The sequence below is a fragment of the Coprococcus eutactus genome (assembly GCF_025149915.1).
Lineage (GTDB): Bacteria > Bacillota > Clostridia > Lachnospirales > Lachnospiraceae > Coprococcus > Coprococcus eutactus.
This window is the reverse complement of record NZ_CP102278.1, coordinates 463,562-488,280: the sequence shown is the minus strand read 5'-3', so window position 1 is coordinate 488,280 and position 24,719 is coordinate 463,562. Positions and strand designations below refer to the sequence as shown.

17 protein-coding genes are annotated in these 24,719 nt (G+C 45.7%); all 17 read right to left on the bottom strand.

What is annotated here, in order from left to right; translation table 11 throughout:
• Positions 1–3: 3 nt before the first annotated feature.
• Positions 4–1,014, bottom strand: coding sequence for an LCP family protein (locus NQ536_RS02055; protein WP_022059142.1), 1,011 nt, complete (start codon positions 1,012–1,014; stop codon positions 4–6).
• 75 nt (positions 1,015–1,089) lie between these two features.
• Positions 1,090–1,215 (bottom strand): hypothetical protein, encoded by a 126-nt coding sequence (locus NQ536_RS02050; RefSeq protein WP_004851657.1) that lies wholly within the window; start codon positions 1,213–1,215, stop codon positions 1,090–1,092.
• A 110-nt stretch (positions 1,216–1,325) separates the two neighbouring features.
• Positions 1,326–2,039 carry a CpsB/CapC family capsule biosynthesis tyrosine phosphatase gene (locus NQ536_RS02045; RefSeq protein ID WP_004851659.1) on the bottom strand — a complete coding sequence of 238 codons (714 nt, stop codon included), beginning with the start codon at positions 2,037–2,039 and terminating at the stop codon, positions 1,326–1,328.
• Between the two features lie 194 nt (positions 2,040–2,233).
• On the bottom strand, positions 2,234–2,977 hold the full coding sequence (locus NQ536_RS02040) for a hypothetical protein (RefSeq protein ID WP_004851661.1): 744 nt from the start codon (positions 2,975–2,977) through the stop codon (positions 2,234–2,236).
• Positions 2,978–3,210: 233 nt separating this feature from the next.
• A complete protein-coding gene (locus tag NQ536_RS02035) occupies positions 3,211–4,116 on the bottom strand; it encodes a TrmH family RNA methyltransferase (RefSeq protein WP_004851662.1) in 906 nt (301 codons plus the stop codon).
• Between the two features lie 94 nt (positions 4,117–4,210).
• Positions 4,211–5,485, bottom strand: a complete 1,275-nt coding sequence (locus NQ536_RS02030) for an O-acetylhomoserine aminocarboxypropyltransferase/cysteine synthase family protein (protein WP_004851664.1) — start codon at positions 5,483–5,485, stop codon at positions 4,211–4,213.
• A gap of 110 nt (positions 5,486–5,595) precedes the next feature.
• Positions 5,596–9,408: an EAL domain-containing protein gene (locus NQ536_RS02025; RefSeq protein WP_004851668.1), complete on the bottom strand. Its 3,813-nt coding sequence runs from the start codon at positions 9,406–9,408 to the stop codon at positions 5,596–5,598.
• A gap of 190 nt (positions 9,409–9,598) precedes the next feature.
• Positions 9,599–11,923, bottom strand: coding sequence for an alpha-galactosidase (locus NQ536_RS02020; RefSeq protein ID WP_004851670.1), 2,325 nt, complete (start codon positions 11,921–11,923; stop codon positions 9,599–9,601).
• A gap of 465 nt (positions 11,924–12,388) precedes the next feature.
• Entirely contained in the window at positions 12,389–14,086 is a 1,698-nt protein-coding gene (locus tag NQ536_RS02015; protein WP_004851673.1) for an alpha-glucosidase, read from the bottom strand.
• 9 nt (positions 14,087–14,095) lie between these two features.
• Positions 14,096–14,932 carry a carbohydrate ABC transporter permease gene (locus NQ536_RS02010; protein ID WP_004851675.1) on the bottom strand — a complete coding sequence of 279 codons (837 nt, stop codon included), beginning with the start codon at positions 14,930–14,932 and terminating at the stop codon, positions 14,096–14,098.
• Positions 14,932–15,828, bottom strand: coding sequence for a carbohydrate ABC transporter permease (locus tag NQ536_RS02005; RefSeq protein ID WP_044998090.1), 897 nt, complete (start codon positions 15,826–15,828; stop codon positions 14,932–14,934). The genes NQ536_RS02010 and NQ536_RS02005 overlap by 1 nt, the downstream gene beginning before the upstream one ends.
• A 106-nt stretch (positions 15,829–15,934) precedes the next feature.
• Positions 15,935–17,413, bottom strand: a complete 1,479-nt coding sequence (locus tag NQ536_RS02000) for an ABC transporter substrate-binding protein (protein WP_004851680.1) — start codon at positions 17,411–17,413, stop codon at positions 15,935–15,937.
• Between the two features lie 446 nt (positions 17,414–17,859).
• Positions 17,860–18,921 (bottom strand): LacI family DNA-binding transcriptional regulator, encoded by a 1,062-nt coding sequence (locus tag NQ536_RS01995; protein WP_004851682.1) that lies wholly within the window; start codon positions 18,919–18,921, stop codon positions 17,860–17,862.
• Positions 18,922–19,011: 90 nt separating this feature from the next.
• A complete protein-coding gene (locus tag NQ536_RS01990) occupies positions 19,012–20,502 on the bottom strand; it encodes an AAA family ATPase (RefSeq protein ID WP_004851685.1) in 1,491 nt (496 codons plus the stop codon).
• Between the two features lie 178 nt (positions 20,503–20,680).
• Entirely contained in the window at positions 20,681–22,210 is a 1,530-nt protein-coding gene (locus tag NQ536_RS01985) for an MATE family efflux transporter (protein ID WP_004851687.1), read from the bottom strand.
• Positions 22,203–23,399 (bottom strand): MalY/PatB family protein, encoded by a 1,197-nt coding sequence (locus NQ536_RS01980; protein WP_004851690.1) that lies wholly within the window; start codon positions 23,397–23,399, stop codon positions 22,203–22,205. Before NQ536_RS01980 ends, NQ536_RS01985 begins: the two co-directional genes overlap by 8 nt.
• 375 nt (positions 23,400–23,774) lie before the next feature.
• Positions 23,775–24,632 (bottom strand): DUF3737 family protein, encoded by an 858-nt coding sequence (locus NQ536_RS01975; protein WP_044998092.1) that lies wholly within the window; start codon positions 24,630–24,632, stop codon positions 23,775–23,777.
• Positions 24,633–24,719: the final 87 nt, after the last annotated feature.

The following is a 24,719-nucleotide window of genomic DNA, read 5'->3' as shown; positions in this document are numbered from 1 at the left end:
TATCTATTTGTATTCTTTGTAGAACAATGTCAGTATCGCCTTCTGCAGACTTTCCTCATCAGGCTGTACCTCGACGAACCCCAGATCATCCACTGACTCTGTCCCATCTATACTGACCGTTCCCGCATCCTTGTCCTTAAGAACAAGCAACGCGAGCTTGGAAAACTTCTGTGAGTTTATGTCTGTGACCATGTAGTCACCCAGCGCATCATATATCGTAAGAGGGTATTTGTTATCCTCGCTACACTTCTCACCCAGGTTCTTCTTCAGGCCTTCTTTGTACTGCTCCTGTCTCTTCATTCGCTGTACATTCGTCTCATCGCCCACATAGTATCTGTCATGTACGAAATGTACTGCCTGCTCGTCTGTGAGCTTTATGGTCTCTCCCAGCTTCATGGTCTTGTCAACCTTTGAGAAGTCGTCCTCTATCGTGACCGTGACGCCTCCCGCCAGATTGTTGATAGTTCCTATGGCTCCCATGTTCACTGCGGCGTATCCGTCTATCTTCTGACCACCCAGGAAGTTTGAAACTGTCTTCACCACATTCTGACAGCTTATCTCCATGCCGTCGCCATTCTCATGGGCAAGCGAGAGCTGTGCAACTGACGTTCCAAGACTTGTACCATCCGGCTTCAGTGATTCCTGCTCGACCATCAGGTTTCTGTCCAGTGAAATGGTCCTGTATGTGCCATCCGTCAGATCTCTGACCATGAGCATGACGACATCGCATCGCCCTGCGCCCTCATAGTCTGTCACCTTCTGGACTTTTCCCATGTTGTCGATTCCCATGAACAGATATGTCTCTATGTTCTTCTTCGGAACATATTTTACCCCGTCCACCTCTATCATCCCCTCTACGGGCTGGGTTGTCGTCCTGCCATCCGCCTGTCCGCCGTCTGCAGGTCTCAGGGCTATGACTAACATCACGCACAGTATCGCAGCTGCTGCGACCACTGCGCCTATCTTTCTGTATATTCTCTTTTTTTCTGAAAGTGTCATATTTCTGTATGACATATGTATCACCTCATTCTGGTTTGTTCCCCTCAGAAGAGCTGCCTGTTTGCCATCATCTTGTCCGGGACTTTTCTGTTATCTCAGCATGCTGAGTGACAGAAGATCAGTTCCCACTGTTGGCCACTTCTTCTCGCACACTATGAGCGCACACAGAATTATGAACAGCACCACGCTGATTATTATCGCTGTTTTCTTAGACATGATATGTCCTCCATGTAAATTATATCCTATATTATTTTATTGTTTTTGCCGGTTGCTGCCATGTCTGACTGGCAGATTTTTATGGCATTATGTATTTTATCTTCTGCTGATTACGGGTGTATCTGATGGTCTTTGAGTAGCTGTACGCCGTATGTGTCAATCTGCTTTACAAAGTCCTCTCCGAGTTTCTTCGAAAGCGCCTCGCGGCCCAGCCATAAGTTCGGCACCCTGTGATGCATACCGTGACAATCACTGCCTATTATGTGTGCCGTGCCGTTTCTGAACATTTTGAACATCCGCCCCTTCTGCCGGAAATCCAACAGCGTCTCCGCATTCACCTGAACAGTCACCGGAAGCTCCAGCACCTGCTCCACATAGGATTTGTTGCCTGGTATCTTTAAGAATCGCTCTATATGAGCCAGTATGATATGGAAATGTCTTTTCTCTATTAAGTCTCTTACTTCATGCACTACTGAATCACTCCATGTCACAAATGGCATCTCAAGCAACATGATGTTTGTTCCTTCTATTGTAAGTGCGTCAACTCTCTCTGCCCGGCTGATGCCATCGAAGAAAGCAACCTCTGCCCCCATCATAATGTGCGGTATATCCGCATTCTCCGCCATGACCCTGTCATATGCGTTTTTTCTGTTTTCAACAAATCTCTCTACCCTGTTGGAATCCGCATAAAAGTGCGGTGTTGCGATCATAATGTCAACACCTTGCTCTCTGCACATCCTGAGCATACCTATAGATGTCTCTACATTTCTGCTTCCATCATCTATTCCCGGTAATATATGTGAATGAAAATCTATTACACTCATATCTTCTCCTCTGCTCTCACACTAATGTAACAAATTCGACATAATTTTTCAATTAAATTTGTTGTTAATTTATGAACAAAATTATTCATCCGAGCAAGAATTTTGTATGCATTTTATATAAAATGCAAAAACCGGATAGTTTAGGTCTTCTTTTCAGTTAAGATCTTCACTATCCGGTATTTCTATATTATTTGTTATACATACATCTCTTTGCCATTGTTCAAGCAATATATTCCAAGCTGACCGCCCTTGCCACAGCCACAGTCGATAGCGACGTTGTTGTTCTGCTTGACGATCTTGCCTTCCGGTGTAGGAACGCAGCCAACCACAAGGGTCCTATCCTTATAGTATGTCTTGTCCAGATCAGCAGGCTCTGTCACGAAATCCTCTATGCCATAATCGTCAAGCACCTTGTCCGCCTTGAATCCCTTTATTCCGGCATTCACGAGCACGAATTTCTTTCTCGCCATCATGACCTCAAGGAAGGCTTCCTCTGATATCTCGTCGAGATAATCCACGATATCTTCTCTTTCGTCATCGTCCAGCTCTACGAACTCATCTATGACACCCTTGAGCTCGTCGCCAAGCATCGAAGTGATCCTGTCCATGATAGCCTGTGGTGGTACGCTTCCGGTATTCCGGATATGGTCATCAAGAGCCTTCAGTGACTGTGTTATCTTGTACTCGTTCCCTCCTACTACCGCGATGATATTGTCCCTGCTCATCATATCCTGAAGTATCTTTATAGAACCGCCGCCAGCTCCGATAATGTTGCCGACAACATACAGTACATCCTCACCCTCAAGTGTGTTGATAACTGCATCCTCATTCATAATATCTTCTTCCTTTATATCGTCAAGGTTCTGAAATTTCAGTTTCGCAAGAGCCCTCTTGTACGCCTCATAATCGCCGTTTATTCCTGAAATTGCATAAAACATCTATCCTGTCCTCCTTGTAAAAATATATATCAGACTTAAGAGCTATGTGAAGGATCGTCGAATTCCTCACCCCGTCTGACAACTGTATCTTATTATAGCATAACTTCTGTGTAATGTGTCTAATGTTATGCCATTTTTGAGATGCATTTTTTCGACAGATTTATGTGCCCATCCGATCAAATGCCCGGGGACACATCTCGCATCCCCGGGCATTTCTTCATATTATATAGTCTTTACCTTTTGCCGAGCTCCCAGAATGCTACCGCGCTTGCCGTAGCCACGTTCAGGGAATCTACTCCGTGGAACATAGGTATCTTTATTGTGAAGTCACTGGCATAAATGGTTGAAGTCTTGAGGCCTTCCCCCTCTGTGCCAAGAATGACCGCAAGCTTTTCAACTTCCTTGAGCCGCGGATCATTGATATCTATAGTATCATTTCGTAGAGCCATAGATGCTGTCTTAAATCCCATGGCATGAAGTATATCCATTCCTGCTGTCATATCGCCTATATAAGTCCACGGAATCTGGAACACTGTCCCCATGCTGACCCTTGCCGATCTTCTGTACAGCGGATCACTGCAGCCGCCGGTGAGCAGCACTGCATCCATGCCAAGAGCAGCCGCCGACCTGAATATTGCCCCTACATTTATCGGATTCATGACGTTCTCAAGGACTGCTATACGATGAGCATCACTGCACACCCCTTCCGGCGATGGAAGCACTTTTCTTCTCATAGCGCACAGCAAACCTCTGATCAAGGCGAATCCGGTTAATTTTTTCAGAACTTCATACTCAGCTGTATACACCGGAATATCTCCACCAATCGCCATAATATGTTCTAAAACCACATCCGCCGGATCTCCATTATTCCCAGCAGGCAGATCTATCTGGTCGCTCATAGACTCCATCGCTGATTTCATTGCCGATTCTTTTTGCATCCATCTATCTAGCTGTTTCTTTTCTATTAATATAGATACAGGCTCATATCCAGCATTCAGTGCACGCTGGATGACGTTCGGACTTTCAGCTATGAAGAGACCTATGTCCGGCTCGTATATGTGAGCCAGCTGGTTCTCAGACATTCTGGCATATATATCAAGTTCCTGGGCAGCCAGATCCCTAATCTCTATAATTCTCATACATTTGTCCTTGCTATCCCACGTTTGCCACTTCTATCATACATAGTCACTGTAAATCTCACTTCTTCATTGCTATCATACATCGTCGCCGCAATCACACTTCTGCCAGAGCATTTTCGAGATCGGCTATGATATCCTTCACATTCTCGATGCCGACTGAAAGTCTCACAAGATCAGGGCTTACTCCTGCTGCCAGAAGCTCCTCATCATTCATCTGCCTGTGTGTAGCCGACGCCGGGTGAAGCACGCATGTGTGTGCATCTGCAACGTGTGTTGCTATCATTGCCACCTTGAGTCCCTTCATGAACTTCTCAGCAGCGCTTCTGCCGCCCTTTACACCAAATGATACTACGCCGCAGGTTCCATCAGGCATGTACTTCTTTGCTCTCTCATAATATTTGTTGCCTGGAAGTCCAGGATAGTTTACCCATGCGATCTTCTCATGCTGCTCCAGGAACTGAGCAACTGCCAGAGCATTTTCACAGTGTCTAGGCATACGGACATGAAGTGACTCGAGTCCAAGGTTGAGCATGTATGAATTCATAGGAGCCGGTATCGGACCGAGATCGCGCATCAGCTGTGCAACAATCTTATTGATGTAAGCTCCCTCTTTGCCAAATTTCTCAGCATACACTATTCCGTGATAGGACTCATCAGGAGTGGTAAGTCCCGGGAATTTGTCCGCATGTGCCATCCAGTCAAACTTTCCTGAATCCACGATGGCTCCGCCCACTGTGGCATCATGTCCATCCATGTATTTTGTTGTGGAATGTGTGACTATGTCTGCTCCCCATTCTATAGGTCTGCAGTTGATAGGTGTTGCAAATGTATTGTCTATGATGAGCGGAACCCCATGTGCATGGGCTGCATTTGCAAATCTCTCTATATCAAAGACAATGAGTGCCGGATTGGCTATCGTCTCACCAAATACTGCCTTGGTGTTCGGTCTGAACGCAGCCTCAAGTTCCTCGTCCGAGCAGTCTGGATCCACAAATGTGAAATCTATTCCCATTCGTTTCATCGTGACTGCAAACAGGTTAAAGCTTCCTCCATATATGGTTGAAGATGCCACCACGTGATCCCCTGCGCCCGCTATATTAAATACTGAAAAGAACGTTGCTGCCTGACCTGATGATGTGAGTACAGCCGCCGAGCCGCCCTCGAGAGCGCAGATCTTTGCTGCCACATAATCATTTGTCGGATTGGCAAGTCTTGTATAGAAATATCCGCTTGCCTCGAGATCGAACAGTTTTCCCATATCCTCGCTTGTATCGTACTTAAATGTTGTGCTCTGTACGATAGGTATCATTCTTGACTCTCCATTTTTCGGCTGATATCCAGCCTGTATACACATTGTCTCCCTTTCCATTTTTCAATTCTCCTCCTTGTTTTTTCTTGACGCACAATGCAGATGACATCTATGATCTTCATGGTGCCATCTGCATTATAATACATTTTTTCTTATTTATCTGTTATTATTTAATATTTCTCTATCACCTTGTGCTCAATACTTCTGTTGTTGAGCATGAACATGTATCGTCCGTTTATCAGACTTATGTCATCCTCGGCCGCCGCCACATCTACGTTGATTCCATTCTTTACACTGATGCTCAGATCGGCATTTACACCGGACAGGATTCCCCTTCCATCTCTGCTGCCTATGGCAAAGCTCTGTTCACCTATCACTGTTATCCTTGTATTGGCATCCTCTATTATGGTCTCCGCCTTTCCATGGTCTGATCCTATTCCTATACACGAATCACCCCTAAGGCTCATGTCTATATGCGCTCTGCATATATCAACTCTGCTGCCATCACCATCCAGTGTACCCACGGCGACGTAACGACTGCTTGATCCTCTGAGTGCTATGGAAGTGTTGCTTATCTTTATATCAGCATGCCCATTCACTGATCCTATAGCGACACCATTTGCAGCGTCAAACTGTATGTTCATGTCACACTGGAGAAGCTTCAAGTCAACAGGACTGTCGATACTTCCCACAGCAACGCCATTTTCACCATTCACGCAAATGTCGTATCTTCCCTTCTCTATACGGAGCTGTCCGCCTTTTCCAGCACCTATGGCTGTTCCATTTACTCCGTTTACATCTACGGATATCGCTCCATCCTGCTTGAATCGTATGACTCCATGCTTTGACTCCACATCATTTCCTATGCCGTAATATGTGCCGCTGTTCACCTGAACTTTCATATCTCCATTGCCGGCAAATGTAACTCTGGATGACTCTGGGATCTTTATGCCCCCACCCTTACATGTATTCTTGCCTTCGAGGAGTATGTGGATGTCAGTATTCTCACCGCAGTCTATGCTTGGCACATTCCTGTCGCTTGAAAAGCTGGCATTTTGAAGCACTATGGTTCCCGTAAAGCCATCCTTCACCCTGAGTGAAATATCGGAATTGTATCCGTGCGCGCCCACTATCCGTACGGTATTGTCTCCGCCAGCTTTCTGTGCCACAACTATACTTGTGTAGCCCTTATTTTCTATCTTCATGAGAGACACACTTCTGGTATGTTCCATCACGAACACATGCCTGTCGGCGACATCGCTTACTCCCTCATTGTACTGAACTATCTCATTTACCACCTGAGGCGATATCAGCTGAACTACCTCCGCATTTGGATGTGCAGTGTAATATCCCTGTATCAGGTCTGCACCGAGCTGGATAACCGTCTTCATCTCTTTTGTGGTCTCCACGCCTTCTGCAAGCGCCATGATACCGTTGTCACTTGTGAACTCTATTATATCATTTACAAAATGCTGTCTGTGCGGATCACTGTCTATACCTGAAAGCAGCATCCTGTCAATCTTGACATACTCAGGCATGTACCTGAGCAGATTGTTGACATTTGAATATCCTGAACCATAGTCATCTATGGCGATCTCCATGCCATTGCCTCTGAGGAACATCTTGAGCTCATCAAGCTCCGCATCCGACAGCTCATCTCCCTCAGTAAACTCGATCACTATCCCGGCGCACTTGAGATGTTTCACCTTCGCGAGGAATATCTTTCTGTCCTCCTGTGTGAGCATGTGTCCCGGCATACTGTTGACAAATACTTTCTTACCCTTGAACATCTCCGGATTGGCATCTACGATCCCAACCACATTGAACAGTGTGAGTTTCTCAACATCGTAAAGCCTCTCCAGTCTCTCTGCACTCTCAAGCAGCTCCGGTGGCGACAGTCTTACCGGCGCAAATACTCTCATGAGTGCCTCATATGCATATATGGAACCATCCCTTGCGCTGACTATCGGCTGGAAATGATACGTGAGAAGATTCTTGTCGAGTAGCATTGCCACCTGCTCATCTCGCTCAATGTCCTTGTTGGTAAGCTCCATCTTCTTTCTGCTATTTGCCAGATTCTTTTCCTTTATGTGATTCTTTTTATTTACCACATCATTTATGAGATTTTTCAGGTCACTGCTGTTCGACACAGCCGCCTTCTCACATACATAATATATCCCTATCTCTATACCATCTTCTTTGACGGTATTTATCTCACCAAGCTTGGTCTTGAGTTCTTTTACTATGCATTCGCCTCTGTTCTCATCCAGCTTGTCCGTGATGGATGCGATGACAAACTCATCGTTGCCCATCCTCATCGCTATCTCGCCCTTATCCAGTATCTCATTCACCGCCTGGGCAGCATAACTTATGAACTTATCTCCCTCTTCGCGGCCGAATTTGCTGTTGATCTTATGCATGTTTTTCAGATCAAAGGCTATAACCAGAATCTCCTGACTCGCACGCTCTGACTGATTTATCATCTCAATGGCACGTGTCATAAATCCACGGTAATTGTAAAGTCCTGTAAGTCCGTCTCTTATCTGTTCTGCCTCGAGTTTCTTGAACAGCACTGCTGCACCCGCGTAGCGTGCAAATGATTCTATGTCCCTCGCAACTGTCTTTATCCAGGATCTGTATACTTCTTCGAACACTCTAGGCTCTCTGCCATAGTTGATCACAGTATATCCAAAGCTTCTATCCTGAAAATACAGAGGGGTAAATATATATGAAGTAGGGTAATCTCTGTCCTCATAAAGCTCAGGCAGCAACATGGATGACTCAAACACATCATCATATCTTACCACCGTGTCCGCATCCTGTTCCTCCGGTCCGCACTTGATTATCCTGTATACTTGATCTGTATATCCGTAACGGAGTGCCTCATCGCCGGTCATGATCTCTGGATTTCTCCAGTAATCATTCATGCAGATATGGAACTCCTGAAATGGTCTTATCTGATATATATACTCTGAAACTGTGTTAAAGAATGATTCAGTATCTGTTTGTGCAACCAGATCATCCATCATGTTGTTAAAGCATGAGTAATACCCTGTAGCCGACAGCGCCGTCTCCCATTTCTCTCTGCGTGTCCTTACAGTCTCCTTCTCCCATCCTTCGCAGCCACAGGAACCTCCTATATAAAGCTCCACATTGGTATGGAATTCCGGGACTTCCCTGTCGTTCAATTTTGCATCTATGTAATCCACGCAGTAGTGTCCGCAATCCTCCGCCGGTATATCCGCAGATGTAATAGGAACCGGGCTGTTTCTTCCATCCTCTATGGAATCGTATCCCACCACCGCTATATCTTCAGGAACTCTTATTCCATGTTTGTCGAATGCTGTACACACTCCGATAGCCATACAGTCATTGGCACATACTATAGCCTCTGGCAGATTTTCCATGTCTTTTACCAATTCATCTACCATGTAATCTCCACTATCATACCAATATGTTCCATAATAGATCATATCGTCTGTGACGTTAAGTCCGTGGGCTTTCATGCTATCCAGATATCCAGCAAGTCTCTGCTTTGAATGTATGTGTCCCTTTAATCCATTCAGGAAATATATGTTTTTGTATCCATGCTTATCTATAAGATGATCAACCAGCTTTACTATCGGTGTGTAATGATCCATTATAACCGACGGATAAATCTTATTCTCCTTATCAACCACCAGTACTACTCCATCAGGGAATTCTGTCTGCAGGCGCTTTTCGAGTTTTTCCACCAGTCCCGGTGTCTGCAATGTATCCTGGCAGAGTACCACGGCATCAAAAAGGTCAAAATTAATAAGGTTGTAGATATTGGAATCTCCAACCTCCCTGTATGTAGAATCCTGATATTTGAGGAACATGGAAAAAACGCATACATCGTAATCTAAATCGTATGCCCTTTTCATAAGTCCCTGCATAAAGCGATTCTGGGTATTTTCATCAACCTGTGCGCTGATAACGCATATTCTCTTCCTATTGTGCATTTGATCATTCCCATCCGATAATTTCTTTATGCAATTATATCATATTTTTTCATCAAAAAAAACCGCTATTATGCATTTTGACAATATATGGGAAGTTTTTATTTAATTATGTGCAACTTGCACCAACAATAGCTCTATCGACGGCAAACGGGGGCAGGTAGGGGTCAGGCACCTCCGTCAACAGGCCAGATTATTCTGCCTTAAGAATATACAATCTGGAGTCGTAGTCACCACATGGAACATCTTCGCCAACTATTTCGCCTGCTGTTGTATCACTGGTAATAAGGCCAATGTTCATCAGCTCATCGCCGTAGCAATCCGGTCCAACAACGACATCTGCCGATGCAGGATCATCATTTTCCTTTGTTCCTGTCTCATATATCCGCTTACCGTCAGGTGTCTTGCTCACTGTGAGTGCCTGACCTCCGAGCACATTGCAGCTGTATAATGCATCCGGATCAAGGCCGTGGAGCTTCATTCTTGTGAAGCATTTGTTCGGTGTGTAGAGTGTTCTGAACCATGCAACGATGGCAGTTTTCTTATCGTCTGATACGACCATCCAGCCACACTCCTCATCGTCAAATGGACTTGCAAGTCTGTAAAAAGTTCCGTACTGGATCACCTCACGGTATGACTTCATAAACTTAACCTGCTTTTTGACTTCCTCTATCTCCTCTGCTGTGAGTTTATTAAGATCAAGTTCATATCCAAATGTTCCAAAATATGCAGCATTTGCACGGGTCTTAAGCGGAGCCTCACGTCTTGTCTGATGATTTGGCACAACGGACACATGACTTCCCATGCTGCTGATCGGGTAGCACATGGATGTTCCATACTGTATCTTTATCCGCTCTATGGCATCAGTGTCATCACTCGTCCACCCCTGTGGGGCATAGTAGAGGATTCCTGGATCGAAACGTCCGCCGCCGCTGGCGCATGACTCGAAGAGTACGTGTGGAAATGTGCTCGTAAGTCTCTCATACAGATCGTACACTCCAAGTATATACCTGTGGAACACCTCACCCTGTCTGTCAGCAGGAAGTGCTGCGCTGTAACATTCTGTGATACTTCTGTTCATATCCCATTTCACATATGAAACCTTTGCTGTACTGAGTATCTTTGCCATCATCTCATATATCCTGTCAACGACCTCTTTTCTGGAGAAGTCCAAAACGTACTGGGATCTTCCGTGTGAGTCATGTCTGCCCGGAACCGAGAGAATCCAATCTGGATGTTCTCTGTAAAGGTCTGAGTCTTTATTTGTCATCTCAGGTTCAAACCATAGTCCGAACTTCAGCCCTACATTCTCTATATCCTCTGCAATTCCTGCGATTCCATCAGGAAGTCTGTCAGGATTTGCCACCCAGTCTCCAAGGCCTGCATGGTCTGTGGTTCTGGCTCCAAACCAGCCGTCATCAAGGACAAACAGCTCAACTCCGCACTCCTTCGCCTTCCGCGCGATGGCTATGAGCTTCTCTCTGGTGAAATCAAAATATGTCGCCTCCCAGTTGTTGATGAGTATCGGTCTCGGCTTGTCTCTCCACTCACCTCTTGCAAGTCTCTTCTGATACAGCTTGTGGAAGGTCTGGCTCATCTTGTTGAGTCCCTGGTCTGAATACACAATAACTGCCTCAGGAGTCTGGAAATGCTCACCTGCATCGAGCTTCCAGTCAAATGTATCTGGACTTATTCCGGCAAGAATACGAGCTGTGTTTCTCGTGTCAACCTCTGCCTGTATTTTGAAATTTCCACTGTATACAAGGCTTATACCGATCGCCTCTCCCTGATTCTCACCCGTTGTCTCTCTCTTTAACGATATAAACGGATTGTGCTCATGGGATGAATGACCACGGTTACTGCCTATGGACTGTACTCCCTGCTCAAGATCTCTTGTTATTATATGACGCTCCCTTGCCCATGCGCCTGAAAGCTGCATCCACTGATAATCAGGATCCGGGAGATCCAGGCACATGCTGTAAGCAGTGGTGAGATGTACCGCCTCTGCCCCTTCATTTACATATTCTACACTCTTCGCTATGACCGGCCTGTCGCTCCATATCGTATAGATCATCCTCGCCTTTATTCCTGTGAGTGAATCCTTTAATGTGATGATCAGAGTCTCAGCCTCCGCATCATCCTCTGTGTATGTTGCTGGCAATGCCTCAAGCTTTGGCTTGCCTGCGTTTATCTCATGTGATACATACACAAAATCTGATATCCTGCTGCCATTTGACTGAAGGACTTCCACCATCGGCGCCCTGTAATCAGTGGTTCCGTACACAGGGAGCTCCTGTTTCACCGACTCCAGTGAAAACAGTCTGTCATCATCATTTATATACTGGAACATAGGTCTCTGAACAAGTTCCAGCAAATGTGAAAAATCTGCTCTGTCTCTTATAGCCTTGCCGTAATACAGATTTCCCAAATGTCCATTTGGGAGTACTGTCATGATGTAGCTTATCTCACCATTTGTAAGGTGAAATGTCTGTGTCTCTTCATGAAAAATAATACCCATAAGTGTGACTCCTTTTCTCCATTTATTTGTCTGAGCAGACAACCTCCGTTACGCCTGTGCACTGCGCACCCTCTGCTCTAAAATCTCATGTCTGACTGCTTTTAATACAGTTATTTTAATATCTGGGAATTAGATTTTATATGGAAAAAAGTTGACCAAATATGGTACCGATGATGGTTAAGTTGGGTGATTATTCTGAACTGTGAATACGCTTTGAACATTAAGACATATCTTGCATTTAATGATCCATTCACTTTGTCTATAGATTTGAGCAAAGTATCCCCAAAGTATACAGACAATGAAAAAAGCCTGAATACTGATACCAGACCAACTGTAATTTTCAATCAGTCTCCACCAATATTCAGGCTTTTTCTGCCAGCTGATTAAAACTAGCTAATTTACATAATTATTAGCTGTTTTGTACTTATAATCTTATCCACCCAGAGCATACTAATCAGCCCCGGCTTACACCGCGTACACCACAGTCTCATAAGGTCTGAGTGTACCATCGTAATCCGCATAATTACCCATAAGCACATCCGCAGTCTCAGGAATTGCATAGCCCACATCCTCACCGGTCATGTTGACAACAACATATACCGATCTGTCTGCGCTTTCTGCATTTGCTCCAGTTCCACATGCACACTCAATCTGAACCGGCTTACGCTTGTACACTATGATTCCAGTGCTGTCAGTTTCCACATCCTCCAGGTCTCCGTAGATAAGCGTCTGTGTGTACTCCGAGTGATTTCTGAGCTGTATCATCGCCTTATAAAAGCTAAGCACAGAGTCCTTATCAGCACTCTCAAGCTCCACTGTCTGGAGGTCACACTGATTGTTGCATGCCAGCCATGGCTCATGTGCTGAGAATCCAAAGTTCTTTTCGCTGTTCCACTGCATAGGAAGTCTTGACTGATCTCGACTTCTGATATTTACGGATTCCATCGCCTCTGCCTCACTGTATCCGGCTTCAAGGCATCTCGCATACTGTCCCTTGGAATTGATATCGTCAAGTTCATCTATATTGTCAAAATGAGTGTTGATCATTCCAAGCTCCTGTCCCTGATATACAAATGGTGTACCCTTCAGGAAGAAGAACAACGCACCAAGCGCCTTTGCCATCTGTGTTCTGTATTCAGGAATATCACCAGCTGGGAAGTACTTGCCTATACTTCTAGGCTGATCGTGGTTTTCCAGGTAGTTTGCTGCCCATCCGATCTTTTTCACAAGTCTCTGATTGGTGAACAGCTTGTCCTTGAATTCCTCTATCGTCCAGTCTCTCTGGTGCAGCCAGAGATCGCCCGGATTGATATCTATGTCTGTGTAACTAAAGTCAAATATCATGGAGAAATGTCCATCTCTCCCAATGTATCTGTCCAAATCCTCATTTGGAACTCCAGGAGTCTCTGCAACAGTCACAAAGTCTCCTCTGCCATATGTGTTGATTTTTAACTCGTGAAGAAACTCATCTATTCCCGGCCTGTTGAGACAGCATTTTCCAACATCGCATCTGCCGTCCTCGCCGTCTGACGGCATAGGCGGGAATGAGAGGTCTTTCTTGATAAATGTGATGGCATCCATTCTGAATCCTGAAACTCCCTTGTCAAGCCACCAGTTCATCATGTCATAGAGCTCCTGTCTCATCTCCTCACATTCCCAGTTGAGATCCGGCTGCTCCTTCGCAAATGAATGGAAATACCAGCTGCCATCCTCAATCTGTGTCCATGTGCTTCCACCGAAGTTGGATCTGAGATCTGCAAGTCCATCTATGTTGTCCTTAAATATATAGTAATTTCTGTATTTGCTGTGTCTGTCCCGGCACGCCTCCTGAAACCATCTGTGCTGGTCTGATGTGTGATTGATGACCATGTCCATGATGATCTTGATGCCATTTTCATTTGCGCATCTTATAAGTCCATCCGCATCCTCTATGGTTCCAAACTCAGGATTCACATCATAGTAATCCGATATGTCATATCCGTTGTCCTTCATAGGCGACTTGAAGAATGGACATATCCACACAGCGGTCACGCCAAGTTCTTTGAGGTACGGTAATTTCTCGGTTATTCCCTTCAGATCTCCTATGCCATCTCCGTTGCTGTCATAGAAACTTCTAGGGTATATCTGGTAAAATACCGCCTCTTTCCACCATTTTCTGTCCATATTTTATGTTTATCCTTTCACAGCTCCGGCTGAAATTCCCTCGATGATATTCTTCTGAAGTATGATGAATATGATCACGATAGGGATGATGCAAAGAAGTACCGCAGGGAAAATGAGCTCCCAAGGATTTCCGTACTGTCCTGACAGACTCTTTGCGTAATACAAGCTCAGCGTGAGCGTCTTTTTGTCGTTATTTCCTATTACGAGGAATGGAAGAAGGTAATCGTTCCATATCCACACTGCGTTTGTGATGACAACTGTCATGGTCGTCGGCTTTAAGAGTGGCATGACAACGTATCTGTATATCTGGAATATATTTGCTCCATCGAGCATGGCTGCCTCCTCAAGTGACAGCGGGATACTCTTGATGAATCCTCTGTACAGCAGAACCGACATACTGATTCCAAAGCCTCCGTACATGAGGATCAGACCCGGTGTGTTCTTGAGTCCCAGCTTGTCCATCAGTGATACCAACGGGTACATAACTGACTGGAAAGGTATGAGCATGGCTGCTGTGTATGCGATGAAGAGTATATTTGCCACCTTGGAATCTGTCCTGGCAATTGCCCATGCGGCAAATGAAGATATGACCACGATAAGCGCCACAGCCGCAACTGTTATGAGTACTGTCTGAAGCAGGCTGCTACCGAGATTTATCTGCTCAGCTGCATTCTTCAGATAGTCCAGATTCCATGACTTCGGGAGAGCTATTGGAGATGCTACTATCTCCTGCTGTCCCTTGAATGAATTGACGATCAGGAACCATATCGGGAATATGGTCACGATTGCCAATACAGCGAGTATAACCACTATGATTGCTCTTTTAATCTTGCCTCTTACTCCCATTATGATTCGATCTCCTTTCTCTTAGTGATCATTACCTGAGCTATAGATATAACTGCAATGATAACGAAGAATATAACTGCCTGTGCCTGCGCCTCTCCGTATGCCGGAGGAGAGCTCTCTCTTACTGTTTTCAGTATCATGTAGGATATCATGGTCGTTCCGAAATTGCCCTCTGTCAGTGAAACGTTGAGATCAAGCATCTTGAAGCTGTTTGCCAGCGACATGAAGAGCACTATCGTAAATGAAGGCATGAGAAGCGGAAGTGTGATCTTCCTGAAGCTTGTCCAGCCCGTAGCCCCATCTATTCTGGCAGCCTCATAAATATCCTCTGAAATATTGTTGAGTCCGTTGAGGTAGATTATCAGATAGTAACCTGCAACCTGCCACACACCAACAATTGCGTATGCCAGAAGTGCTTTCCACTGATTCTGAAGCATGTTGTTGAGCACCTCTACGTGTACCACACCGTCTGTTCCGAACAGTGTCTGTGAAAATACATTTTCAAATATGAAACGCCATACATAACCCATGGCAAGCATTCCAAGTACATACGGAAGGAACAATACTGTTCTGAAAAGTCCCTTGCCTTTGGTAAGTTTCTTGATCATGAGTGCCAGAAGAAGACTGACGACATTCTGTGCTATTACTGCGAGCACAGCATATATGGCCGTGTACCCAAGTGACTGGAGGAAATCCTTCGACTTGAATATGCTTGTATAATTCTTAAGTCCCACCAGTGCGTTCCACCAGTGCTCCCCACCTACGAAGTATGAACCTCTCCACTCAGTGAAGGAGTAAATCACACCTTCTATAAAAGGAACTATGATAACCAGTAGAAACAACACTATAGATGGCAGAACCATAAACCAGAATTTTCTCTTGTAAAATCTTTTCATAGTTTTTCCTTTCCTACATTTAGCACCAGCCTGATCCGAACCTTCTCCGGTCAAGGCTGGTGCTGCCTGTCAAATCCCCATCAGGAATCTGACATATTTTAAACTACTACTCTTTGATGCTGTCCTTCCACTTTGTCAGTGCATCTTCCACACCTGTTCTTATAGTGTTCTCATCCCACTGATCAGGATTTGTAAACAACTGCTCCTGAATAGTTGCACCAATGGTATTGAGTCCCCATGACTCAGGGAATGCATCGAAGTCATTGCCCATCACAAGGTCATTGCTCATATAGTATACAAGTGAATTGCTGAGTGGATTCTCAAGCTTCTCGCTCTCGTCTGCGTTGAATGGGACAAATGCAAATTTGTTGGTGATGTAATCTTTTCCTGTATCTGATGTGTAGAGCCATACAAGGAAGTCCTCAGCGGCTTTCTGCTCCTCTTCTGAATCCTTCTTGTTGATAACGTAATACTGTGAAACGAACTCAGGGATTGAGCTGTTCATCTTGTCAACTGTAACACCCTCAGCTGAGATGTCACTCTGCTCAAGGTTGACCTTCATTGGGAGCATTGTGAGTCTTGATGCCTTGTCTGCATCCACACCTGCGATGGTTCCGTATACCCAGTTACCCTGCTTGATGAACATTGCCTTACCCTCGGCAAATGTCTGAACTGCCTGATCATATCCTGTCACTGTTGAGTTGATGTACTCTGATCCACGCTCTACCTTGCCGCTTGGTCCTGCTGTGTAGCTTGAAAGCATATCGAGCTCCTGAACCATCTTTACAAGTGGCTCCTCCAGCTTATCAACATCTTCCTTTGTAGCTGCTGCCGTTGCATTGTAGTTAGGGAACACTGCATTCAGTGCGTAGTTTGTATAGTGGTTTGCATATGTCCACTTCTCAGCACCTGCGATTGCAAATACTCCGTTCATGTTCTCTGTTGTGGCTGTCTTGTCCTTTGCCGTGGTGTATGCATTGCCTGAAAGTGTAACCTTCTCGCCACCCTTGCCGTTTATGTAATCATCGATTGCCTTGATCATACCTGTGAACTCTTCATAATTGGCGCTTCTGTAATCAGCGACAAATGCGTCTGCGTTGTCAAGTCCAAATACATCACATATCATCTGTGTATCTGCGATAAGTCCGTAACCCTCTACGTTGTAAGGGATTCCGCAGCTTGCTCCGCTCTCATCTGCGAGCTGCATGCTCTCTGGGATTGAATCGTAGATTGACTTTAACTCCTCATTCTTTACTGATGTTGATGGAAGTACAAATCCGCCCTCATTCCACTCTGTGAACTGTGCCTGGTTTATCGCGTACAGTGTAGGATAGTTCTTGGAGTTCATCTCTGATCTGAGTGTCTCCATGGTCTCCTGAGTACCACATGTGTAAACCTTAACCTTAACTCCTGTCTCTGTCTCATAATCCTTGCACAGATCCTGGATACTGTCTGCGATCTCAGACTTTGTGTTGTAAATATACAGATCGTAATCCTTCTTTGCTGAACCACATCCTGTCATGGATGCAAGTCCCAGCATCATAGCTGCTGAAAGTGCACATGCTACTAATTTCTTTGCTCTCATAACCTTTTCTCCTTTTCTTACTTTGAATTTTCCCTCTTGTTAATTCTCGCTATCATTCATATTGTTCCGATAAAACACATTTCATAAGCGCTTAAATGAAACATGTTTCATTTGTATTAAGATTATCATATGAAACATGTTTCGTCAATAGGGGATTTATAGATTTTTTAGATTTGTGCCGGGACTTAGCCCCTGGCAATGTGGAGGATACCGCTAAGCAATCCTTCTCTAACTGAGAATTCCCATATTAAGCAGAGCATATGTCCAGGGAGTTTTCGCAAACCAGGGATTTCCAGATGAAAACGTCACAAATTTGTATCTATTGCAAAAGCGATATTTTTGTGCTCTTAGTAAGTTTCTTATGTTTTGTACCCACACAAAAAAGAAGTTCATGATTTTTGAGTGGCACCTCATTTTCTCTTCATGAACTTCTTTTCGTAATCATACTATAAAGTTGTATCGCCTTTTTCTACGCTCACCGGAAGTAGTATAAGATTTCCGTCTATATGTGTGTTTCTCTCTTTTGCGCTGTCGATCTGATCTGCGGTTGCACTTTCAACCTGTCCTTCGGCATCATCTTCCTCCTCCGGTCCGTCGATCATCTCCATAAGCTGGCGTACTGCCTCCTGGGCGATCTCCTTGTACGGCTGATGTATCGATGTGAGCCTTGTCGTGCTGGCGTTGGTTATGTACGTTCCGTCGTATGCCACGATTGCCAGGTCATCAGGAATCTTTTTACCTATGGCAAGTGCTGCCTTGAGGAATGCTATCGCTGGCATGTCTGCGGCAAATATTCCGTCCACGTCAGGATACTCCTCCAGTATGCATTTTGCCATCTCAAAATATCCATGAAAATCAAAGTCGTTCCACTGTATTGGAACTCGTCTGGATTTTATCCCATTCTCGGCAAGGACTCTATCTAGTTCCTCATGGCACTCAAATGACATGATATTCTTATCTACCTTGATTCCTGATATGTGGATGACATATTTGCATCCACTGTTTATAAATTCCTGGGCAGCAAGCTGTCCGCCCATCTTGTGATCCGACACTACGACAGGAAATTTGCTGCCAACCTTATAATCCAGCATGACCATCGGCTTATCTATCTTCTGGTATTCCTTCGCCGTACATGCCGACGTTCCGCATATGATCCCATCCACGATGTTGGACTTTAACAGCTTGAAACACTCCTTCTCCCTCTGCTTGTCATCGGATGTGGAAAAAAGCATAAACTTGTATTTCTTCTCATAAAGTATCTTTTCTATCTCCGATGCCAGTGATGAGAACCATGGGTGCTGGATATTTGGAACCAACATCGCAATGGAGTTTGATCTGCCCTTGAACATGCCTCGCGCAAGCTCATTTGGAACATAATCCAATTTCTTCATCGCAGCTTCTATCTTCTTCTGAGTCTCGGGTTCAACCTTTGCCGTGCCGTTGATAAGTCTTGACACTGTGCATATTGCGACCCCGGCCTCCTTTGCAACATCTCTTATACTTGCCATTTATAAATATACTCTCCTTATGAAACTTGTTTCATAAGGAGAGTATACCATAATACTTTCTGTAATGTAAATTGTGTAATATGACGATAATCAGCTCAAAAGTTCCTCTATCATGCCACCGTCAAATGTCACGCTCTGGACGTGGTTTACCTCGATCTGGTAGAGTGCGTGTGCAACTATGTGCTCTGCAGCCTGCTCTATATCTCTGATTCCGGTCACGCCGTCGCACTTCTTTATGACCGCATCCACACCTTCCGGAAGGATGATGCACTCGCTTCCCTCAAGTCCGATGCGCTTGAGAACCTTAGGCAGAACAAATTTGTTGAATATCTCCTTCTTCTCGTCCGGGGTGTAGTCCGGTATGTCTATTACTGCAAATCTCGACATGATTGGCTTGCTGATATTCTCTTTATCATTTGCCGTTGCTATAGGGTATACACCGTTTGTCGGGATCATGCACTCCATGTAGTTGTCGGTGAATCCCAGGTTGTCCAGCAGTGTCAACAGTACATCCGCAGGATTACCGTTGCCCTTTCCGGAGTTTGCCTTGTCCAGCTCGTTGATGATGAATACAAGGTTAGACTCACCCGCCTGTGAAAATGCTTCCATGATGATTCCCGGCTTGGCATTTGAATATACTCTTGAGCTTCCGGTCAGCTGCTCTGGATCATTGATAGAACTCATGTCGAGGGTAGTCCATGGAAGTCTCAGTATTCTTGCAACTGCGTAGGCTATCTGTGACTTTCCCGTTCCGGCAGGTCCACAGAGCAGAAGTCCGTATGCTGGAAGTGTATGTGTACGGTTGATCTGGATGATCGTCTCGATGATCCTCTGCTTGACCTTCTCCATTCCGTAGAGTTCTTCGTCCAGTATTCTTCTCGCCTCATCTGGATCTATCGCCTCAAAATAATTGCTCTTCCACCTGATGTTCATCGCCATGGAGAGTGCTCTCTGCGCGTGGCGTCTCTCCTCCGGGGATACCTCGCTGGATCTGGCAACCGCAAGATTTCTTCTCGCCCACAGTCTTATATTGTCAGGGAGCGTTCTTCCGGCGCAGTGCATGAAGTCAATGATGCTCTGCATGCTTGTGAGCTTCATGTCATCGCCAAGTGCCTCCTCCTCTTCTTCCTCCTCGGATTTCTCATCTTCTGAAGGGGCATCACTTGCAAGAAGTCGCTCTATCATGAACTGGAGGAATCCATCATTTGCCGACAGCTTTGCTCCGCCGCCGAACTCGGTCTCCCTTATCTTGTACACCGCATAGCCCTCCGGTCTGTTCTCTCCCGACAGACGGACATTGATGTGATTCTCACCGAGCCATTTGAGAAGGCTTACAAATCTCGCATCTATCTTCAATATGTCTGCGGACTGGACTCCGTCCACCTCGTCAAATTCAAATGCTGTCCTTTTGATCGGATTTGTGAACTTTCCGCTGGAGTGGTGTGCCCACTTCCTGGTCGAGTTCTCCAGAAGCATTATCGGTTTCTCTGCTGTGGCTGTTCTTTCCGATGACTGAAATGTCTCATATGTAACTATGTTCTTATTCTTGTTGTCACTTCCGCTGAAATCAAATACTGGCATATTTTCCTCCCTGTTTAACGATGTTTTATTGCAAGTTTAATCATACCTGGCAGGGACATTTGAGCCCACCGGTACTCAACGAGCAGTTTTTCTCTGCGAGTGCTAGTACCGCTGTAGGGCGAAACGAGCGAAAGCGCTCCCAGTCAGGTATATTAAATCTTGCAATAAAACATCATATTTAATTTTCGTCAAACACCCGCATCCATCTTTCTCGTTTAAGCCTTGTGGTGAACAGGATTCCTCTGAAACAGAGCTCCACGCACATGGCGATCCACACACCGTAGAGACCGACTCTAGGTGCAAGTATGGCTGCAAGCGGTATCCGCACACACCACATACTTGCAAAGTTCATGCAGCTTGGGACCAGAGTGTCCCCGGCTCCCCTGAGTGCTCCCGATGCAACTATGGATGCGGCATAAAATGGTTCGGCAAATGCCTCTATCCTCAGCACTGCCGCCCCTAGATTTCTTATCTCTTCGTTCGGTGTCAGCACACCTATCATGGCCGGAGCTGCTATGTACATGAGAACTCCGCCTAAAGTCATAACCGACACACCTAATCCCATTGTAATCCATGCCATCCTTCTGGACAACTGTTTTTGTCCGGCTCCCACGCATTGTCCCACAAGTGTGGTTGCTGCCGCCTGTACTCCGTACCCCGGCATGTAGCAGAAGCTCTCCGCAGTAACCGCAAATGAGTTGGCTGCGATGGCTATAGTTCCGAGCGGTGACACGATCTTTGTGGACATGACATACGCTGAACACATGACCATCTGCTCTAGACCCACAGGTGCCCCAATCTTCACCGCCTTGGTAAGGGTATCCCTGTGAAATCTTAAGTGTTCGCCCTTTCTTAAGTGAAGTGTCTTGTTCTTCCACAGAAGTGTAGTGACCATGATGGCACAGGTGACAGCCTCCGCCGTGATGGTTCCAAGCGCCGCCCCAGCAACGCCAAGGCCAAGTCCCGGCATGGTAAATGTCAGACCATTCATCGTGGTTTCAGACTGCACAAGTGTTGACAAATGGGAACCAAAGGCTCCTGCCTGAACCGTTCCTGCCATCTGAGAACCAGCCAGCCTTACGCTGGATAAAAACGGAATACTTAAATTTACAATTCTTGTCGGGAATATAAAGAACAAATTAAAAATCACATCCATAACGCAGCACATGACATTCAGTATACCCGGGAGTCTCATATTTCCGGAGCTCTGGTGCATGCCGCCCGCTATGCTGTTCATCTGCAGAGCGGGAAGTCCCAGCATATACACAAGGAAATACTGGCTTGCCATCTTCTGTATGGCAGCTTCACCGCCGAGCCAGCTCGGAAGCGGTGTGCTTATCACTGCTGCAATGAGTGCGAGTATGACGCTTATGCACAGGGCTATTATGAGTCCCTGTTTCATGATATTTCTGGCAGATTTATCCTCACCGGCCCCCACAGCCTGGGCTATCTGCACTGTAAATCCTGTAGTCACCGCAATGCATAGCCCGCCAAACAGCCATGTCGTGGACGAGACAAGTCCGATGGCTCCCGATGCATTTGCACCAAGACGCCCCACCATGGATGCATCGATGTACTGCATGACAATGGACGAGATCTGGGCAAGGATCGCCGGGATACTGAGCCTGACCGTAAGTCCTATCTGCTGGGATGCGGTCATGGACTTTCCAGATATCATGTCCTTCAGCAAGTTTTCACTGCTACTCATCTATATCTCCTTTTTTAAAATCACTGACACCCTTGACAAGTCTCCTCATACCGTCTTCCACGGTTGATCTTGGACATGCAATGTTAAGTCTGATAAATGCTTTTCCGTTCTTGCCATACGAAAGTCCCGGCGACATATAGAGCCCTGTGTTCTTCCTGATGAATTTCGACAGAGCCTTGGCATTGCCGTCTTCGCCGGCAGCGCCGCAGATTCCGCTGCAATCAAGCCAGAGCAGATATGTGGCCTCCGAATACACCACCTTTATACCCGGCACTTTTTCATCTATAAACTTCCTGACATACTGCTTGTTCTCATAAAGATACTGTCTGAGACTGTCCAGCCACTCGCCGCCTTGTGTAAATGCTGCTATCGCCGCATCCACCGCAAATGCATTTGGCTCGGCTACCTCATCTGTGTTCAGACCTCTCCACATCTTGTGTCTCAGGAATTTATCCGGAACCACAATGGCCGCAGTCTGGATTCCGGCTATGTTGAAGGTCTTTGTCGGCGCAATACAGGTCACGCTTATATCCCTGCATGTGTCAGATGCCGTGGCAAATGGCACATACTCCTTTCCAGGATCGGTGAGATCGCAGTGTATCTCATCCGAGATGACCGTCACACCATACTTTGCGCATAGCTCTCCCACATGGGCAAGTGTCTCCTTATCCCAGATCTTCCCCGCAGGATTCTGTGGATTGCAGAGTATCATGAGGCTGGTCTGTGGATCTGCAAGCTTTGCCTCAAGATCTTCAAAGTCCATGGCATATCCATCGCCGTCGTATTTCAGAGGGCTTTCCAATATATTTCGCCCATTGTTGTATATAGAATTGAAGAAAATATTGTAGACAGGGGTCTGCACTACAACATTCTCTGCGGGTGTGGTGAGCTTTCTCACCGCCGTTGATATGGCTGGGATGACTCCGGAGCAGAACACCAGCCAGTCCCTGTCTATCGCAAATCCGTGTCTGTTGCCCCACCAGTTCACGTAGGCATCTGCCCACTCGTCCGGGATGATAGAATATCCGAATATTCCGTGCTCAACCCGGGCTGCCAGTGCCTCCCTGATACACGGAGCCGTCTGAAAGTCCATGTCTGCCACCCACATTGGCAGTTCGTTTTCCGGCACGTCCCACTTCAGGGAGCCTGTACCGCGTCTGTCTATAACCTTGTCAAAATCAAACTTCATGTTTGTCCCTCCACTTTTTGAAGGGATTTTGGCATTTGAGAGGCTGACGGATGGCATATACCATGTGCTCAATCACGTTCGTCTTACCTCGCCTTGCTTTGCTTCTATCTGCACTGCGCTCTGCAAGCGATAAGGGCGTTGCTTGCGCCGCTCCGGCAAGAAGCAGCAAGACTCAGTCGACTTCCCTACCGATTGCTCACATGGTATATGTCAGCACATTTCGCCCCTCAAATGCCAAAATCCCATTTACGTTATGATATGCCACCATGTATTTATCGTCATTCTACGTAAAAATTATTATATTTCTCTTATTTATATTATCATATGTTGTCACACGTAGGGCTGATGTTTTGCCGTGAATCTCTGTGCTTTAATTTAGTCCTGTACTATTATTTTTGTCTTTGACGGATCTACTTTGTCTTTTTCTATTATCAGGTTGTCAATGTGCTTGGCTTTGATGGTTCCTGATGTCGGGTTCATGACACTGTCTATCTTGCTGCAGATGTCGGCATCCACTGTTGAATATTCAAATGCAAGTGTTGTGTTGATGAGCTTGCAGTTCTTCATCACAAGGTTGTCGATGTAGCACATTCCCTGAAGGCTCTCGATGGTGCAGTTTATCAGGGTGAGGTTCTTTGCGTTCCAGCCAAGATACTCGCCCGATATGAATGAATCATATACGGTCACATTCTCTGTGTTCCAGAATGCATCCTTTGAAAGCAGATTGGAGTTTCTTATCTCTACATTCCTGCATCCGTCAAATGAATAGTTGCCGTCAAGCTTCAGGTCATCTATCTTCATATTATTGCTGTTCATGGCAAAATAGTCGCCCTTTGCTGTCACGTGGTCCATTGTCACGTCATCGCAGCTCCACAGTGTCTCCTCCGCATTGGTGAATGTCACATCCGTAAGCTCCAGCCCTTTACATCTGCGGAAGTTCTTTGGCGCCTGGATGAGTGCACGCCTCACCGCGATATTATCAGTGTACCAGACTCCGGCTCTCGCCATCTCAAACCAGTGGCAATCCTCCGCAACAATGTTCTTGCTGTACCACAGCGGATACTTCCATTTGAACATGCTGCCGTACAGATTTATGCCGCGGCTCTCCTTAAGCGGAGACTCGCCGTCGTCAAATATCGTATCATATATATCGAGATTTTTTCCCATGAAAAGAGCTCTCTCACCTGTCAGAAACTCCTGTCTTATGATTTTCTTTTCTTCTTTCTTATCCATCTCGTTCATCTTCCTTTTGTATATTCTCTATTATATTATTGGTCTATTATCACCATGTTATCACTTCTGGCAAATGCGAATATGACT

Bases quoted from the DNA above. Each gene is read 5' to 3' on its own strand.
- NQ536_RS02055 (WP_022059142.1), bottom strand. From the start codon at position 1,014: ATGTCATACAGAAATATGACACTTTCAGAAAAAAAGAGAATATACAGA.
- NQ536_RS02050 (WP_004851657.1), bottom strand. From the start codon at position 1,215: ATGTCTAAGAAAACAGCGATAATAATCAGCGTGGTGCTGTTCATAATT.
- NQ536_RS02045 (WP_004851659.1), bottom strand. From the start codon at position 2,039: ATGAGTGTAATAGATTTTCATTCACATATATTACCGGGAATAGATGAT.
- NQ536_RS02040 (WP_004851661.1), bottom strand. From the start codon at position 2,977: ATGTTTTATGCAATTTCAGGAATAAACGGCGATTATGAGGCGTACAAG.
- NQ536_RS02035 (WP_004851662.1), bottom strand. From the start codon at position 4,116: ATGAGAATTATAGAGATTAGGGATCTGGCTGCCCAGGAACTTGATATA.
- NQ536_RS02030 (WP_004851664.1), bottom strand. From the start codon at position 5,485: ATGGAAAGGGAGACAATGTGTATACAGGCTGGATATCAGCCGAAAAAT.
- NQ536_RS02025 (WP_004851668.1), bottom strand. From the start codon at position 9,408: ATGCACAATAGGAAGAGAATATGCGTTATCAGCGCACAGGTTGATGAA.
- NQ536_RS02020 (WP_004851670.1), bottom strand. From the start codon at position 11,923: ATGGGTATTATTTTTCATGAAGAGACACAGACATTTCACCTTACAAAT.
- NQ536_RS02015 (WP_004851673.1), bottom strand. From the start codon at position 14,086: ATGGACAGAAAATGGTGGAAAGAGGCGGTATTTTACCAGATATACCCT.
- NQ536_RS02010 (WP_004851675.1), bottom strand. From the start codon at position 14,932: ATGGGAGTAAGAGGCAAGATTAAAAGAGCAATCATAGTGGTTATACTC.
- NQ536_RS02005 (WP_044998090.1), bottom strand. From the start codon at position 15,828: ATGAAAAGATTTTACAAGAGAAAATTCTGGTTTATGGTTCTGCCATCT.
- NQ536_RS02000 (WP_004851680.1), bottom strand. From the start codon at position 17,413: ATGAGAGCAAAGAAATTAGTAGCATGTGCACTTTCAGCAGCTATGATG.
- NQ536_RS01995 (WP_004851682.1), bottom strand. From the start codon at position 18,921: ATGGCAAGTATAAGAGATGTTGCAAAGGAGGCCGGGGTCGCAATATGC.
- NQ536_RS01990 (WP_004851685.1), bottom strand. From the start codon at position 20,502: ATGCCAGTATTTGATTTCAGCGGAAGTGACAACAAGAATAAGAACATA.
- NQ536_RS01985 (WP_004851687.1), bottom strand. From the start codon at position 22,210: ATGAGTAGCAGTGAAAACTTGCTGAAGGACATGATATCTGGAAAGTCC.
- NQ536_RS01980 (WP_004851690.1), bottom strand. From the start codon at position 23,399: ATGAAGTTTGATTTTGACAAGGTTATAGACAGACGCGGTACAGGCTCC.
- NQ536_RS01975 (WP_044998092.1), bottom strand. From the start codon at position 24,632: ATGGATAAGAAAGAAGAAAAGAAAATCATAAGACAGGAGTTTCTGACA.